Below are 15,822 nucleotides of genomic sequence, written 5' to 3'. Positions count from 1 at the left end.
GACAACCCTAGTCGCTCAGCGGTCGGAACCCGGCTTCGGGTCCTCGGGGTCGCGGCCGTAGGCGTTGCGGGTCATGCGTTTCGACACGTAACCCATGGCGGCGATCGCACCGGCGACGCCGAGCAACCCGACGATCAGCCCGAGGACGGGGCCCGGTTTCAGCACCAGAATGATCACGGTCGCGAGGACCAGGACCGCGGTGGCGGCGCCCATCGCGTACACGGCGAGCCTGCCGATCGACAGGTCGCCGCGCCCGTCCCCGGGTTCGGTCACAGACTGCGAACCCAGTTGCGGAGCAGTTCAGCGCCCGCGTCGCCGGACTTCTCGGGGTGGAACTGGGTGGCGGACAGTGCGCCGTTCTCGACGGCGGCGAGGAACTTGCCGCCGTGATCGGCCCAGGTCAGGGCGGGCGGCGCCAGCCGCTCCGGCGTCGGCAGTTCCCAGGTCTGGGCAGCGTACGAGTGGACGAAGTAGAACCGGGTGTCGGGATCGATACCGGCGAACAGCGTGCTGTTGCCCGGTGCCTCGACGGTGTTCCACCCCATGTGCGGCAGCACGTCGGCCTGGAGCCGTTCGACGGTGCCGGGCCATTCGCCGCAGCCTTCCGCCTCGACGCCGAACTCGACGCCGCGTTCGAAGAGGATCTGCATGCCGACGCAGATCCCCAGGACCGGCCGTCCGCCGGCCAGACGCTGACCGATGATCCGCTCCCCCCGCACCGCGCGGAGCCCCTCCATACACGCCGCGAAGGCGCCGACGCCGGGAACGACGAGACCGTCGGCCGCGAGTGCGACCTTGTGATCGGACGTGACCTCGACGCGCGCGCCGGTCCGGGCCAGAGCGCGGGTGGCCGAATGCAAGTTGCCGGAGCCGTAGTCGAGGACGGCAATCGTGGAGACGGTCATGACACAACCTTATCCGGCGGCCGAACGACGCCGGAGGGCGCGGCCGACGACCGTTCCGGCGGCCGGGACCACCGCGACCGCCGTCGCCGCGACCCCGAACACCCAGGAATACCCGGCCACCGACGCGACGGCTCCGAGCGCGAGGGAACCGAACCCGGTGCCGGCGTCGAACCCGATGTTCCATCCGGCGCTCGCCGAGCCGAATCGGGCCGGTCCCGCGGCGGTGAAGATCATGACGAGCGACTCGTTCTGCACCGCACCGAACCCGAACCCGAATGCCAGCGCCGCGCACACGAGCAGCGGCACGGGCGCCGCTGCCGCCGCGGCGACGGCGAACAGGACCAGGCCGAGGCACACGAACGTCAGGGCGGGAATCAGGGCACGGCCCACCCCGAGCCGGTCGGAGAACGATCCCGCGGCGTACCGCCCGATCAGCGTCGCCCCGCTCGACACGGCGAGGATCACCCCCGCGAGCGACGCCCGCTCCGAGATCGCGATCGGCAGCAGGCTGGACAGACCGCCGAACGCGGCCGCCACGATCGCGATCGACAGCCACGGGGTCAACACGGCGGCGAGCGGGATGCGATCGTGCGACGCGCGATCCGCGGGGGCGTGGATCGCGGGGAGCCGCGTGACCGCGACGACCGCGAGCGCGGGAATGAGAGCGCCGATCACGAAGACGGGGGTCGCGGACCAGTGCGCCATGATCGCGAGCCCCGCCGGCAACCCGACCATCTGCGCGGCGGCCACCGCGATTCCCTGCGCACCCGTCGCGCGGCCGAGCATCTGCCGCGGAACGAGTTCCGCGACCAGCGCACTGCTCGCGACGGTGAGCATGCCGAAGCCCGATCCCCGGACGGCCGACACCGCCAGCACCGGGATCGCCTCGGTGGAGAGCAGGAGGAGAAGCGACGGCGGCCCCAGCAGCATGCAGCCCGCGGCGAGCACCCACCGGTGCCCCCATCTACGCAGGAGCCGGGGCACGCCGAGTTGGGTGGCGACGGTCGCGGCCATGAACACGGCCGTCACGCTGCCGGCGAGAGTGTCCGAGCCGCCGGACAGCGAGACGATCAGCGGAACCACCGGCAGCAGCACCGCCCAGCCGCCGAACGCCGCGGCGCCCATCACCATCGCGGTGGGCAGACCGCGGGTGCGGAGCAGGCCGCGGCGCTCCCCCACTGCGACCGGCACTACAGCAACCTGAGAACGCCCGCCACGGCTGCCAGCACCGCCAGTGCCAGCAGCACGCCCGAGGCCAGTTTGTTGAACTTCCACATGGAGTACGCGCCGCCCGCCGCGATACCCGCGGCGATGAACAGGACGTAGACGAGGACGACGCTCACGAATGCGTCCGGTTCACAGGCTGCCCTTGGTGGACGGCACGCCCGTGACGCGGGGATCGGGTTCGACGGCCTCACGCAGTGCACGGGCGACGGCCTTGAACTCGGCCTCGGTGATGTGGTGCTGATCGCGCCCGTAGAGCACGCGCACGTGCAGGGCGATGCGCGCGTTGAGTGCGATCGACTCGAACACGTGCCGGTTGATCACGGTCGCGTACGGCACCCCCGGGTACCCGCCGATGACGGCGTGCAGCAGGTGCTCGGGTTCGCCGGTGTGGACGCAGTACGGTCGCCCGGACACGTCGACCGACGCGTGGGCGAGCGTCTCGTCCATCGGGATGAACGCGTCACCGAACCGGCGGATGCCCTTCTTGTCGCCGAGGGCCTGCCCGAGCGCCTGTCCGAGCACGATCGACGTGTCCTCGACCGTGTGGTGCGCCTCGATCTCGATGTCGCCCTTCGCGTGGACGGTGAGGTCGAAACTCGCGTGGGAGCCGAGCGCGGTCAGCATGTGGTCGAAGAACGGAACCCCGGTGGAGACGTCGACGATGCCGGTGCCGTCGAGGTTCAGTTCGACGGTGATGCTCGATTCCTTGGTGGTGCGCTCCACGCGGGCGATGCGGTCGGTCATCCTCGGTCTCCTGAGCTGGTGAGTTCGGTGGAGGCGATCTCGTCGCTCGCCACGATGAAGGCGTCGTTCTCGGAGGCCAGCCCGACGGTGGCGCGCAGGTATCCGGGGATCCCGACGTCCCGGATCAGCACTCCGCGGTCGAGGTAGGCCTGCCAGGCTCGGGCACTGTCGGTGAACTCACCGAACAGGATGAAGTTCGCGTCGCTGGGGATGACGTGGAAACCCGTGTCCTCCAATGCCTTCGACACCCGCACCCGCTCCGCCGCGAGGGCGTGCACGCTGCCGAGCGTCTCGTTCGCGTGCCGCAACGCCGCGCGGGCAGCGGCCTGCGTGACCACCGACAGGTGGTACGGCAGCCGGACCAGGAGCAGCGCCTCGATGAATGCCGGTGCGGCCGCGAGGTATCCGAGCCTGCCGCCGGCGAACGCGAACGCCTTGCTCATCGTCCGCGACACCACCAGCTTCGACGGGTACTCGTCGATCAGCGTCAGGGCGCTCGGTGCGTCGGAGAATTCGGCGTACGCCTCGTCGACGATCACGATGCCGGGGGCGGCGTCGAGGACACGGCGCAGTTCCGCGATGCCGACGCTGTGCCCGGTCGGGTTGTTGGGGCTGGTGACGAACACGACGTCGGGCCTGCGTTCGGCGATCGCCGCGGTCGCGGCCTCCACGTCGAGCGCGAAGTCGGCGCGCCGGAAGATCGGCAGCCACTCGGTCTCGGTGCCGTCCGCGATGATCGGGTGCATCGAGTACGACGGCACGAATCCCATCGCGCTGCGACCGGGACCGCCGAACGCCTGCAGCAGCTGCTGCAGGATCTCGTTGGACCCGTTGGCCGCCCACACGTTGTCGACCGTGACCGGCACCCCGGTCTGGCGAACGAGGTACGCGGCGAGGTCGGTGCGCAGCGCCACCGCGTCGCGGTCCGGGTAGCGGTGCAGTTCGCGTGCGGCCTCCCGCACGGACTCCGCGACGTCGTCGACGAGCGCCTTCGTCGGCGGGTGCGGGTTCTCGTTGGTGTTCAGCTGAACGGGGACCGTCAGCTGCGGCGCCCCGTACGCCGACTTGCCGCGCAGATTGTCGCGGATCGGCAGGGCGTCGACCCCGATCGACGAACCGGGCACGTTCGCGGCGGTCACCGCAGCGCCTCGAACCGCAGCCGCACGGCCTCACCGTGCGCGGGCAGGTCCTCGGCGTTCGCGAGGGTGATGACGTGGCCGGAGACCTCCTTCAGCGCGGATTCGGAGTAGTCGACCACGTGGATGCCGCGCAGGAACGTCTGCACGCTCAGGCCCGAGGAGTGCCGGGCGCAGCCCGCGGTGGGCAGGACGTGGTTGGACCCGGCGCAGTAGTCGCCGAGGCTGACCGGCGCCCACGGCCCGACGAACACCGCGCCCGCACTGGTCACCTTCGCGGCGACGGCGGTGGCGTTCTCGGTCTGGATCTCGAGGTGCTCGGCGGCGTACGCGTTGACCACCCGCAGCCCGGCCTCGACGTCGGGGACCAGGACGGTGCCCGATTGGGTGCCGGACAGCGCGGCGGTGACGCGCTCCTTGTGCTTGGTGATCTCGAGCTGCGCGGCCAGGGCGGTGTCGACGGCGTCGGCGAGTTCGACGCTGGACGTGACGAGCACGCTGGCGGCCATCACGTCGTGCTCGGCCTGGCTGATCATGTCGGCGGCGACGTGCACCGGGTCGGCGGTGTGGTCGGCGAGGATCGCGATCTCGGTGGGGCCCGCCTCGGCGTCGATGCCGACCAGGCCGCGGCAGAGGCGCTTGGCGGCGGTCACGTAGATGTTGCCGGGGCCGGTGATGAGGTCGACGGGGGCGAGTTCGGCACCGTTCGTGTCGGTGCCGCCGTAGGTGAGCAGGGCGACGGCCTGACCGCCGCCGACGGCCCACACCTCGTCGACACCCAGCAGGGCGGCCGCGGCGAGGATGGTCGGGTGCGGCAGACCGCCGAACTCGGACTGCGGTGGCGACGCCACCACGAGCGAGCGGACGCCGGCGGCCTGCGCGGGCACCACGTTCATCACGACGCTGGACGGGTAGACGGCGTTGCCGCCGGGGACGTACAGCCCGACGCGGTCGACGGGCACCCACCGTTCGGTGACGGTGCCACCCGGGACGACCTCGGTGGTGGTGTCGGTGCGGCGCTGGTCGGCGTGGACCTTGCGGGTGCGTTCGATCGCGACCTCGAGGGCGGCGCGGACTGCGGGGTCGAGTTCGTGGAGGGCGCGGTCCAGCTCGGCCTGCGGCACCCGCACCTGCGCGGGGCGGACGCCGTCGAACTTCTCACTGAATTCGAGGGCGGCGTCGGCGCCGCGTTCACGGACCGCCTCGACGACGGGGCGAACCTGATGCAGGACCGCGTCCACATCCACTCCACCTCGAGGAAGTGCGGCGCGAAGTTCGGCCGTGGAAGGGGTACGACCACGAAGGTCGGTGCGGGCGAGCATGAGAGGTCCTCTCTGCGACTGTCGGGACACGGTGTCTCGGACGAGCGGACTGTTCTGCGGAGAACAGGGCTCGACACCGATTATCCAGGATAGGCGCACCCCGTTTTCACCGGTCGGCGGCCGACCGGGTTTCAAGTTCGGTGGCCGCGCATGCAACAGCACCCGCCGGCGTGACGCCGGCGGGTGCCGCACTGTGCTGCGCGTCGTCCCGGCCGCGGGAATCCGGCGGCCTAGAGACGGGTCGAGTGCAGGAACCTCCTCGCCAGGTTCTCCTCGGTCGACGCGCCCGGCGTCCACTCGGTGATCCAGGGGCCGGTGCCTTCGCTGGGGTCGACCACTCCCCGCTCCAGCCACGCGTACCGTCCTTCGAGGATCGAGCGCGCGACCTGCTTGTCGGCGTCGTCGGTGTTGTGCCACAGACCGTCGAACAACTTCTCGACCCGCAGCGCCGCCTGTCGGCAGAACACGTCGGCGAGTTCGTAGGCCGCGGCGCCCTCGGCCTCGTTCTCCTCCCGCTGCATCTCCGCCTTGACGCAGGTGGCGGACATCGCGAACAGTTCGGCGCCGATGTCGACGACCCGGCCGAGGAAGCCCTGCTGCTTCTCCAGGGCAGCCTGCCACCGGGCCATTCCGTAGAACGTGGAGCGGGCCAGCTTGCGGGAGTGCCGTTCGACGAAACGCAGGTGCTTGGCCAGGACGCCGAATTCGCCGAACGACGTCGGCACCTGTCCCTTGCCCGCCACGAGTTGCGGCAGCCACTTCGCGTAGAAGCCGCTCGCCTTGGCCGCCGCCCGGGCCTTCGCACCGGTGTCGGCGTGCGGGTCGGCGAGATCGCCCGCCGCTGTGAGGTGCGCGTCCACGGCCTCGCGCGCGACCAGCAACCGCATGATCTCGCTGGACCCCTCGAAGATCCGGTTGATGCGCAGGTCGCGGTCCAGCTGCTCCACCGGCACCGCCCGTTCACCGCGGGCGGCCAGCGACGCCGCTGTCTCGTATCCGCGACCGCCGCGGATCTGGATCAGCTCGTCGGAGATGACGCAGGCCATCTCGGACGACCACAGTTTGGCGAGCGCCGCCTCGATCCGGATGTCGTTGCGACCCTCGTCGTTCATCTGCGCCGACAGGTCCACGACCGCCTCGAGCGCGTACGTGGTCGCGGCCATGAACGACAGCTTGTTGGCGACGGCCGCATGCTCGGCGATGGCTTTGCCCCACTGGACGCGGACACCGGACCATTCGCGGGCGATCTTCAGCGACCACTTGCCTGCGCCCGCACACATCGCCGGAATCGCCAGCCGGCCGGCGTTGAGGGTGGTGAGTGCGATCTTCAATCCGTCGCCCTCCCGCCCGATCAGGTTCTCCCGCGGAACGCGCACCTTGTACATACGGGTGACACCGTTCTCGATCCCGTGCAGTCCCATGAACGCGTTGCGCCGTTCCACGGTGATTCCCGGGGTGTCCGCCTCGACGACGAAGGCGGAGATGCCGCCGCGATGGCCTTCGCTCTTCGGTACCCGCGCCATGACGACGAGCAGTTCCGCGACGACGCCGTTGGTCGTCCACAGCTTCACGCCGTCCAGTTCGTAGGCGGCACCGCCCTCGATGGGTACCGCCGAGGACGCCAGCCGCGCCGGGTCGGACCCGACGTCGGGTTCGGTGAGGAGGAACGCGGAGATGGCGCCGCGGGCGCAGCGCGGCAGGAATTCGCGCTTCTGCTCCGGGGTGCCGGCCAGCTTGAGCGGTTCGGGGACGCCGATCGACTGATGGGCCGACAGCAGCGCGCCGAGGCTCGGGTGCACCGACGCGACGAGCATCAACGCCCGGTTGTACGCGACCTGGGAGAGTCCGAGGCCGCCGTACTCCTCCGAGATCTTCAGGCCGAAGCACCCGAGGTCGGCGAGGCCGCGGACGTATTCGTCGGGAATGCGGGACTGCGATTCGATGACACTGCCGTCCATCTCCTCGCAGTATGCGTGGAGGCGAACGAGGAATTCTTCGGCCTTGGCGGCGTCCTCGGCAGCCGGCCGTGGGAAGGGATGAACCAGATCCAGCCGGAACCGTCCGAGAAACAGTTCTTTCGCGAAGGAGGGTTTGTCCCAGCCGGATTCCCTCGCCTCCTCTGCGACTGCTCGTGCTTCTTCCTCGGTGACCTTCGGAGCTGAGGTGTCGACCATGACGCGCCTCCTACTGGCGGGTAGTCCTACTCGCCAGTATCCCCCAATCGGCGCACTCGGGACAGCGTTTCCGCTACTGTTCGGCCGGTGCGGACTCCCACGCGACTCCTGGGTGCCGGCGCGGTCCTGCTGTGCTTGCTGAGCCCCGCCGCCGCGGTGCACGCCGCCCCTCTCCCCGACGACTTCCTGTGGGGTGTGGCGACGTCCGGGTTCCAGTCGGAGGGTTCCTCCCCGGACAGCAACTGGCGGCGGTATTCCGACTCCGGCCGCACCCACGACGTGATCGGCACCTCCGTCGACTTCCGGCACCGGTACGCCGAGGACATCACAAGCGCAGCGGACCTGGGTGTCGACGTCTTCCGGTTCGGCGTCGAGTGGGCGCGCCTGCAGCCCGCGCCGGGCGTGTGGGACGAGACCGAGCTGCGGTACTACGACGACGTCGTCCGCGAGATCACCGGCCGCGGCATGACCCCGATGATCACCCTCGACCACTGGGTGTACCCCGGATGGGTCGCCGACCGGGGAGGGTGGGTGAACCCGGAGATCGTCGACGACTGGCTCGCGAACGCGCAGAAGGTGATCGAGCGCTATTCCGGTGTGGGCGCGCTCTGGATCACGATCAACGAGCCGACCGTGTACGTGCAGAAGGAGCTGTCGTTCGGCGGCATCGGCCCCGACCGGGCGCCGCGGATGCTCGACCGGCTCGTCGAGGTCCACCGCCGCGCATACGACCTGATCCACGAGAACGACCCGGGCGCCCGGGTCAGCAGCAATCTCGCGTACGTCCCGGCCGCCATGGACGCGCTCGACACCACATTCGTCGACCGCGTCCGCGACAAACTCGACTTCCTCGGCGTCGACTACTACTACGGCCTCTCCCTCGACAACCTCACCGCGGTGAGCGCGATCACCGACGCGTTCTACGACATCAGTCCCCAACCGGACGGCATCTACCACGCCCTGATGCGGTACACCCGCAAGTTCCCGGGACTACCGCTGTACGTCGTGGAGAACGGCATGCCCACCGACGACGGGAAACCCCGCCCGGACGGCTACACCCGGTCCGATCATCTCCGCGATCACCTCTACTGGATGGAGCGGGCGCGGACCGACGGCGCACCGGTGATCGGATACAACTACTGGTCGATCACCGACAACTACGAGTGGGGCACGTTCCGTCCCCGGTTCGGCCTGTTCACCGTCGACGCTCTGACCGATCCCACCCTCACGCGGCGGCCGACCGATGCGGTGGCGACCTACCGGGACGTCGTCGCGAACGGGCTCCCGCCCGGCTACGAACCGGGCCGTCGCGCCGGAATCTGTTCCCTCGTCGATCCGCCCCTCAGCTGCACGAATCCCCCGTAACGGGAACACCGCGGGACGCGACGTACGATCAGCTCGTGTCGTGGCAGATGTGGTGTGCAGTGCTCGGGGCGTCCTGCGTGATCAGCCTGTCGCCGGGTGCGGGCGCGATCGCGTCGATGGCCACCGGAATGCGATTCGGGTTGCGGCGCGGCTACTGGAACATCGCCGGTCTCCAGCTGGGGTTGCTGTTGCAGATCGCGGTGGTCGCCGCGGGGCTCGGAGCCCTGCTCGCGAACTCGACCCTCGCGTTCACCGTGATCAAGTGGTTCGGCGTCGCGTACCTGGTGTATCTCGGCGTCCGGCAGTGGCGGGCGAGCGCGACCGATGTGTCCGGCGTCGACGGCGAGGTCGCCGAGACCAGCGGGCCCGCGATGACGCTGCGCGGTTTCCTCGTCAACGCCAGCAACCCGAAGGCCGTCGTCTTCATGCTTGCGGTGCTCCCGCAGTTCATCACCCCGTCGGCGCCGCTGCTCCCCCAATACCTGATCATCGCCGCCACCATGGTCGCGGTCGACGTCGCCGTCATGACCGGCTACACCGGCCTGGCGTCGAAGGTCCTGCGGCTGATGCGTTCACCGCGCCAGCAGCGGGCCACCAACCGGACGTTCTCCGGATTGTTTTTCGTCGCGGCCACGTTCCTGGCGACGATTCGCCGTGCCGTCTGACCCGTGAGTACTTCTCAACCGCCGGCGGTTGAGAAGTACTCACGGGTGGGGTCACATGTCGAGGCCGAGATCCAGCACGGTCACCGAATGGGTGAGCGCGCCGACCGCGAGGTAATCGACTCCGGTCGCGGCGTACTCGGCCGCGACGTCCAGCGTGAGACCACCCGACGATTCCAGCCTGGTGGCGGGGGCGTTCGCGTCGCGGCGCTGCACCGCGATCTGCGTCTGCCACAGCGGGAAGTTGTCGAGCAGCACCAGTTCCACGTTCTCGGCGAGTACCTCGTCGAGTTGCGCGAGGCTGTCGACCTCCACCTCGCATTCGATGTCCGGCGCCGCGGCGCGGACGGCCCGCAGTGCCGCCACCACCGAACCCGCGGCGGCGACGTGGTTGTCCTTGATCAACGCGGCGTCGCCGAGACCCATGCGGTGGTTGACGCCGCCGCCCACCCGGACGGCGTACTTCTGCAGCGACCGCAGTCCCGGCAGCGTCTTGCGGCTGTCGCGGATCTTCGCCCCGCTGCCCTCGACCGCATCCACCCACGCGGATGTGGCGGTGGCGATGCCGGACAGGTGGCAGACCAGGTTGAGCATCGTCCGTTCCGCGGTGAGCAGTCCCTGCGTGGGCGCGGACACCGTCAGCACGGCCTGGCCGGGCACGATCCGGGTGCCGTCGGCGACCCTGTCGAGGACCTCGTAGCGGCCCGCCCCGATCACCTCGTCGAGCACCAGCAGTCCCACGTCGAGGCCGGCGACGGTACCGTGCGCACGGGAGACCACGGACGCCTTGGCGACCGCGTCGGCCGGGACCGTGGACGCGGACGTCACGTCGGGTCCGTACCGCAGGTCCTCGTCCAGGGCGAGGCGCACGAGCGTACGGACCTCGTCCGCATCCAGACCGCCGGGAAGGACGTGGTCGGCCATCACAGCACTCCTGTCAGTTGGGGTTGGAGAAGCTCGAGTTCGCCGTCGCGCAGGCGCACGTGCGTGCTGCGGCGCCACTCGCCGGACGTCTCCGGGTAGTCGCTGCGGGTGTGGCATCCGCGACTTTCGGTGCGCGCGCCTGCGGCGAGCACGAGCGCTGCCGCCGTCAGGGTCAGCGCGGCGTCTTCGAGCGCGGTCTGTCCCTCGGGCACCGTGCGCGGCGCGGCGGCGAGGGCGGCGGCGACCGCCTCGAGGCCTGCGCCGTCCCGGACGACGGAGGCGTTGCCGGTCATCAACTGCTGCACCAGTTCCCGCGGCGCGGACGGCAGTGCGTGGCGGCCGGGATCGGCCGCCTCGACGCGTAGGTCGGCGCGTTCGACGGCTGCGGCGCCGGCCCGTTCGCCGACCACCAGGCCTTCGAGGAGGCTGTTGGAGGCCAGCCGGTTCGCGCCGTGCAGCCCGGTGCGGGCCACCTCCCCCGCCGCGTAGAGGCCGGGGACCGAGGTGCGTCCGTAGACGTCGGTGACCACGCCGCCGCACGAGTAGTGGGCGGCGGGGGCGACCGGAATCAGCTGTTCGCGCGGGTCGATCCCGGCTTCCAGGCAGGACGCCGTCACGGTCGGGAACCGCTGCGCGAACCCGGACAGGTGACGCGCGTCGAGGTAGACGTGGTCGTGTCCGAGTTCCCGCAGCCGCGACGCGATGGCCCGCGACACGACGTCGCGGGGTGCCAGGTCGCCGCGCGGATGCACGCCGGCGGTCACCGAATCGCCGTTGGCGTCGACGAGGATCGCGCCCTCGCCGCGGACGGCCTCGCTGATCAGCGGGCGCCGGCCGAGACCGCCGGGGGTGAACAGCACGGTCGGGTGGAACTGCACGAACTCGAGATCGGCGACGGCCGCGCCTGCGTCGAGTGCGAGGGCGATGCCGTCGGCGGTGGCGCCGGGCGGGTTGGTACTACAGGCGTACAACTGCCCGAGTCCGCCGGTCGCCAGGAGAACGGCGGGTGTGTGGATCACGCCGAGGCCGCGCGGGGAGTCGACGAGCACCCCGGTGACTCCGCGTGCATCGGTGAGCACGCAGACCGCGGAACTGTCGAACAGGACCGGAAGCCCGGCCGCGCCCAGCGCGCGCTGCACCTCCGCGCCGGTGGCGTCGCCGCCGGCGTGGATGATCCGCCGGGTGCTGTGCCCGCCCTCGCGGGTGCGCGACACGGTGCCGTCGCGGCCGCGGTCGAACACCGCACCCAGATCGGTCAATGCGGCCACGGCGTCGCGGCCGCCGGCCACGATCGACCGCACGGCGTCCTCGTCGCACAGGCCGACGCCGGCCTCGCACGTGTCGGCGACGTGAGAGTCCACCGAATCGGTGACGGCGTCACCGACCACGGCGATGCCGCCCTGCGCGTACTGCGTCGCGGTGTCCGTCGCCCCACCCTTGCTGACGGTGAGCACGGTCAGCCCGCGCAGTGAGGCGGTGCGTGCGGCCGTCAGTCCGGCCACACCACCGCCCACCACTACGAGGTCGGCGTGCTCTTCCCAGGAAATCCCCCGGGCCGGGCTGCTCACTCGCCGCCGCCCGGGTTTCCGATCTCGATCATCCGCTGCACCGACTTGCGGGCACGCTCGGCGGTCGCGAGATCGACGTGAACCTCGTCCTTGCCCTCGAGCAGGCAGCGGAGCAGGGCGGCGGGGGTGATCATCTTCATGTACGGGCAGGACGCGCGGTCGTTGACGGCCTGGAAGTCGACCTCCGGCGCGGCCTTGCGCAACTGGTGGAGCATCCCGACCTCGGTGGCCACCAGAACCTGCTTGGCCCCGGTGGCGCGGGCGGCGTCGAGCATGCCGCCCGTCGACAGGATCTTCACCTTGTCCTCGGGCACGAATCCTTCACCGGCGAGGTAGAGCGCCGAGGTGGCGCAGCCGCATTCGGGGTGGACGAAGAGTTCGGCACCGGGGTGCGCCTTGGCCTGCGCGGTGAGCTCGTCGCCGTTGATGCCGGCGTGGACGTGGCACTCGCCGGCCCAGATCTGCATGTTCTTGCGACCGGTGACGCGCTTGACGTGGGCGCCGAGGAACTGGTCGGGCAGGAACAGGACCTCGCGGTCGGGGTCGATCGACGCGACCACGTCGACGGCGTTGGACGACGTGCAGCAGATGTCCGTCAGACCCTTCACCTCGGCGGTGGTGTTGACGTACGAGACGACGACGGCGTCGGGGTATTCCGCCTTCCACTCGCGCAGCTGATCGGCGGTGATCGAGTCGGCGAGCGAGCAGCCCGCGCGCTCGTCCGGGATCAGCACCGTCTTGGCGGGGCTGAGGATCTTCGCGGTCTCGGCCATGAAGTGCACGCCGCAGAACACGATGGTGTCCTCGGGGGCTTCGGCCGCGATGCGCGAGAGTGCCAGCGAGTCGCCGACGTGGTCGGCGACGTCCTGGATGGCGGGCAACTGATAGTTGTGTGCGAGGAGGGTTGCTCCCCGCTCACGCGCCAGCCGTTTGATCTCGGCAGCCCACTCTTCGCTCGCCTCGACGCCCGCGTAACCGCCGGGACCGTCCTGAATCTGCGGGTTGGTACCCGCCCACAACGTCGTGGTCGTCATGGCTTGCTCCTTCACCGTGAACTCGGGCGGGCTGGCCCGAATTTCCGCAATCGAGGTTTTCGACTTAGGATCGAAAACATGCCCAATAGTAACACCACGCATGAAGTGCTTACCGCGGTGTTCCAGGTTCGCCACTTTCCCGACCACATCGCCGCAGGTCACAGCGGTGATGCGCGTCACGCGGCGGGCACCGGCGAGCTCGCCGTGCTGCTGTGGCAACGGGCCCTCGATCCGCAGGCCGGCGCATGGTCGCTGCCCGGCGGACTCCTCCACGAAGACGAGGACCTCACGACGTCCGCGCGACGCCAGCTGGCCGAGAAGGTGGACGTGCAGGAGGTCTCGCACCTCGAGCAGCTGTCGGTGTTCAGCGATCCGCGACGGGTGCCCGGTCCGCGCACCATCGCGTCGACGTTCCTCGGGCTCGTCCCCCTCCCCGCCGACCCGCAGTTGCCGCCGGACACCGCGTGGCATCCGGTGTCCGCCCTGCCCGAGATGGCGTTCGACCACGGCACCGTCGTCCGGCACGCCCGGACCCGCCTCGCGGCCAAGCTCTCTTACACCAACATCGCGTTCGGTCTGGCGCCCGACGAGTTCTCCATGTCGACGCTGCGCGAAATCTACTGCGCCGCACTCGGTTACCAGGTGGATGCGACCAACCTCCAGCGCGTCCTCGGACGCCGCGGGGTGCTGACCCCCACCGGCAACACAGCACCGTCCGGCCGCACCGGCGGTCGCCCGGCCGCCCTCTACCGCTTCACCGACTCCACCCTGCGGGTGACGGACGAGTTCGCGGCGCTTCGACCGCCGAGCTGAATCCGATCGTCAGGCGGCCGCGGATCCACCTTCTTGCGTGGTGCGCCGCCGCCACGCCGACGCGACCGAGGGCTCCGCGCCGAGCACCGAATCGATGCGGCCGAAGCGGCCGAGAACGCGGTCGAGAAACTGCTCGACCTGGCGGGGGTCGTCCGGATCGGCGGCGACCGCGAGGAGTCGGTGACCGGACATGCCCGGCATGATCCGGGCCAGTTCCGCGACCGTGCGTGCGGTGACCGCAACGCACCAGCCCGAATCGAGCAACTCCTGCGCGGTACGCCTGCCCTGCTCGCTGCCGGCGGCAGTCACCACCACGACACCACGGGCCGAGCCGGCTTCGTCGGTACGCATCATCTTCGCCTCCTGGGGATCGACATTTCCGACTCCAGGTAAGCGCCAGTACTCGAGACTGCGACGGGAGTGCGCTGTGAGATCGCCGGGAGACGGTGTCACGCCCGGGCGAGACCCCGCCAGAACGTGTCGGATGCGGCGGTGACCACTTCGTCCACCGGCGCGTCGTCGAGCATTCCCCCGGCGGCGAGGGTCGCGATCCCGTGGAAGGTCGCGAACGCGACCAGGGCGATGCGCGAGGCGTCCCCGGGTCCGATGTCGCCCGCGGCCTGGGCCTCGGTGACGATCCGGACCGTCAGGTCCATCGAGGTGTGGCCCGCCTCCACGACCTGGGAGGCGGCCCCGGGCGCGTGCTTGTTGCCGTACATCAGGGCCAGCAACTCCCGGTGCGCGAGCGCGAAGGTCACGTAGGCGTCGGCGAGCGCCGCGAAGCGGGCCCGGGCATGGGGTTCGGCCTGGTCGACCGCGCGTTCGAGGGCGGCGGTGAGCCGCCGGAAACCGGATTCGGCGAGTGCGTCGAGCAGCGCCTGACGGTCGCGGAAGTGCTTGCTGGGTGCGGCGTGACTGACCCCGGCCTCTCGGGCGAGCTGTCGCAGGGACAGGCCGTCGACGCCGTCCCGCTCGAGGGTGCTCTCGGCGCGTGCGAGCAGCACCTGGCGAAGACTCCCGTGGTGGTAGGGCTGTTCGGCGGCGGACACGGCGCAAGCCTAGCAAAATGTTGTCATTGACTACATAGATGGCACTGACTACATTCGGAATCACCCCACCGCTAGGAGCAGACATGCCTTTCGACGCATCCGGAACCACCGTCCTCATCACCGGCGCGAGCGCGGGCCTCGGTGCCGAATTCGCCCGCCGGTTCGCCGGGCGCGGCGCCGACCTCGTCCTCGTCGCGCGGCGCGCCGACCGGCTCGAACAACTCGCCGCCGAACTCCGCGCCGCACACCACGTGACGGTCACCGTGCTCCCGTTCGACCTCGCGGCACCCGGCGCAGGCGCGCGGTTGCGCAGCGAACTCGCCGCGCGCGACATCCGCGTCGACTCGCTGATCAACAACGCGGGATTCGGGACGCACGGAGACTTCGCGTCCGCCGACCTGGAGCGGCTGACCTCCGAGATCCAGCTCAACGTCACCACCCTCGTCGAGTTGTCGCACACGTTCCTGCCCGACCTGCTCCGGGGACGCGGCGCACTCGTCAACGTGGCGAGCACCGCCGCGTTCCAGCCGACACCGGGCATGGCCGTCTACGGGGCGACGAAGGCGTTCGTCCTGAACTTCACCGAGGCGTTGTGGGCGGAGGCGCGAGGAACCGGCCTCACCGTGCTCGCCGTCTGCCCGGGCCCCACCCGCACCGAATTCTTCGACGTCGTCGGCTCCGACGACGCCGCCGTCGGCCGCATGCAGACCGCCGACCAGGTGGTCGCGACGGCGCTGCGAGCCCTGGACCGGCGCAGCACACCGCCGAGCGTCGTCTCCGGGCTGATGAACTGGGTGTCGTCGGTCAGCACCCGCTTCGCGACCCGCCGCATCGGCGCTCTCGCCAGCGGGCGCCTGCTCGGTGACGTCCGGATGCAGGCCTCCGTCACCCGGTAAGCG

17 protein-coding genes are annotated in these 15,822 nt (G+C 70.3%); 4 read left to right on the top strand and 13 right to left on the bottom strand.

The window, feature by feature from the left end; genetic code table 11:
- Nucleotides 1–15: 15 nt before the first annotated feature.
- The 8 genes from CJ179_RS41115 to CJ179_RS41085 all read right to left on the bottom strand — a co-directional run bounded on the left by CJ179_RS41115 (nt 16) and on the right by CJ179_RS41085 (nt 7,508).
- Nucleotides 16–273: a hypothetical protein gene (locus CJ179_RS41115; RefSeq protein WP_072945241.1), complete on the bottom strand. Its 258-nt coding sequence runs from the start codon at nt 271–273 to the stop codon at nt 16–18.
- Nucleotides 270–905 carry an imidazole glycerol phosphate synthase subunit HisH gene (gene hisH, locus CJ179_RS41110; protein WP_072945244.1) on the bottom strand — a complete coding sequence of 212 codons (636 nt, stop codon included), beginning with the start codon at nt 903–905 and terminating at the stop codon, nt 270–272. Before hisH ends, CJ179_RS41115 begins: the two co-directional genes overlap by 4 nt.
- A 9-nt stretch (nt 906–914) precedes the next feature.
- The gene (locus CJ179_RS41105) at nt 915–2,096 is read right to left on the bottom strand and encodes an MFS transporter (RefSeq protein ID WP_095865268.1); all 1,182 of its coding nucleotides are present in this window, start codon (nt 2,094–2,096) and stop codon (nt 915–917) included.
- A complete protein-coding gene (locus CJ179_RS51845) occupies nt 2,096–2,248 on the bottom strand; it encodes a hypothetical protein (RefSeq protein ID WP_167372216.1) in 153 nt (50 codons plus the stop codon). The genes CJ179_RS41105 and CJ179_RS51845 overlap by 1 nt, the downstream gene beginning before the upstream one ends.
- 13 nt (nt 2,249–2,261) lie before the next feature.
- Nucleotides 2,262–2,876, bottom strand: a complete 615-nt coding sequence (gene hisB / locus CJ179_RS41100) for an imidazoleglycerol-phosphate dehydratase HisB (RefSeq protein WP_005247522.1) — start codon at nt 2,874–2,876, stop codon at nt 2,262–2,264.
- Nucleotides 2,873–4,015: a histidinol-phosphate transaminase gene (locus tag CJ179_RS41095; protein ID WP_095865267.1), complete on the bottom strand. Its 1,143-nt coding sequence runs from the start codon at nt 4,013–4,015 to the stop codon at nt 2,873–2,875. Before CJ179_RS41095 ends, hisB begins: the two co-directional genes overlap by 4 nt.
- On the bottom strand, nt 4,012–5,334 hold the full coding sequence (gene hisD, locus CJ179_RS41090; protein ID WP_095865266.1) for a histidinol dehydrogenase: 1,323 nt from the start codon (nt 5,332–5,334) through the stop codon (nt 4,012–4,014). Before hisD ends, CJ179_RS41095 begins: the two co-directional genes overlap by 4 nt.
- 230 nt (nt 5,335–5,564) lie before the next feature.
- A complete protein-coding gene (locus CJ179_RS41085) occupies nt 5,565–7,508 on the bottom strand; it encodes an acyl-CoA dehydrogenase family protein (RefSeq protein ID WP_072945252.1) in 1,944 nt (647 codons plus the stop codon).
- Between the two features lie 87 nt (nt 7,509–7,595).
- On the opposite strand from CJ179_RS41085, the gene CJ179_RS41080 reads away from it, so the two are divergent.
- Nucleotides 7,596–8,873: a glycoside hydrolase family 1 protein gene (locus CJ179_RS41080; protein ID WP_095865265.1), complete on the top strand. Its 1,278-nt coding sequence runs from the start codon at nt 7,596–7,598 to the stop codon at nt 8,871–8,873.
- A 35-nt stretch (nt 8,874–8,908) separates the two neighbouring features.
- On the top strand, nt 8,909–9,538 hold the full coding sequence (locus CJ179_RS41075) for a LysE family transporter (protein WP_095865264.1): 630 nt from the start codon (nt 8,909–8,911) through the stop codon (nt 9,536–9,538).
- Between the two features lie 51 nt (nt 9,539–9,589).
- Here CJ179_RS41075 and nadC read toward each other — a convergent pair whose 3' ends face one another.
- From nadC to nadA, 3 genes are read right to left on the bottom strand one after another with little or no spacing between them, the layout of a single operon-like run.
- Nucleotides 9,590–10,459 (bottom strand): carboxylating nicotinate-nucleotide diphosphorylase, encoded by an 870-nt coding sequence (gene nadC, locus CJ179_RS41070; protein WP_095865263.1) that lies wholly within the window; start codon nt 10,457–10,459, stop codon nt 9,590–9,592.
- Entirely contained in the window at nt 10,459–12,027 is a 1,569-nt protein-coding gene (locus tag CJ179_RS41065) for an L-aspartate oxidase (protein ID WP_095865262.1), read from the bottom strand. Before CJ179_RS41065 ends, nadC begins: the two co-directional genes overlap by 1 nt.
- Complete coding sequence (gene nadA, locus CJ179_RS41060; protein WP_095865261.1) at nt 12,024–13,061, bottom strand: quinolinate synthase NadA; 1,038 nt, start codon at nt 13,059–13,061, stop codon at nt 12,024–12,026. The genes CJ179_RS41065 and nadA overlap by 4 nt, the downstream gene beginning before the upstream one ends.
- Nucleotides 13,062–13,139: 78 nt before the next feature.
- Between nadA and CJ179_RS41055 the strand changes: the two genes are divergently transcribed.
- A complete protein-coding gene (locus CJ179_RS41055) occupies nt 13,140–13,874 on the top strand; it encodes an NUDIX domain-containing protein (protein ID WP_095865260.1) in 735 nt (244 codons plus the stop codon).
- A gap of 9 nt (nt 13,875–13,883) precedes the next feature.
- Here the strand turns inward: CJ179_RS41055 and CJ179_RS41050 are convergent, their stop codons facing one another.
- Entirely contained in the window at nt 13,884–14,228 is a 345-nt protein-coding gene (locus tag CJ179_RS41050) for an SDR family NAD(P)-dependent oxidoreductase (protein ID WP_095865259.1), read from the bottom strand.
- A gap of 95 nt (nt 14,229–14,323) precedes the next feature.
- The gene (locus tag CJ179_RS41045; protein ID WP_072945261.1) at nt 14,324–14,923 is read right to left on the bottom strand and encodes a TetR/AcrR family transcriptional regulator; all 600 of its coding nucleotides are present in this window, start codon (nt 14,921–14,923) and stop codon (nt 14,324–14,326) included.
- An 83-nt stretch (nt 14,924–15,006) separates the two neighbouring features.
- On the opposite strand from CJ179_RS41045, the gene CJ179_RS41040 reads away from it, so the two are divergent.
- Nucleotides 15,007–15,819 carry an SDR family oxidoreductase gene (locus CJ179_RS41040; RefSeq protein WP_095865258.1) on the top strand — a complete coding sequence of 271 codons (813 nt, stop codon included), beginning with the start codon at nt 15,007–15,009 and terminating at the stop codon, nt 15,817–15,819.
- Nucleotides 15,820–15,822 lie beyond the last annotated feature (3 nt).

It is taken from the genome of Rhodococcus sp. ACS1 (assembly GCF_002300155.1).
In the GTDB taxonomy this organism is placed as follows: domain Bacteria; phylum Actinomycetota; class Actinomycetes; order Mycobacteriales; family Mycobacteriaceae; genus Rhodococcus_F; species Rhodococcus_F koreensis.
Note: the sequence above shows the minus strand (reverse complement) of the source record. Positions and strands in the feature narration are given on the sequence as shown.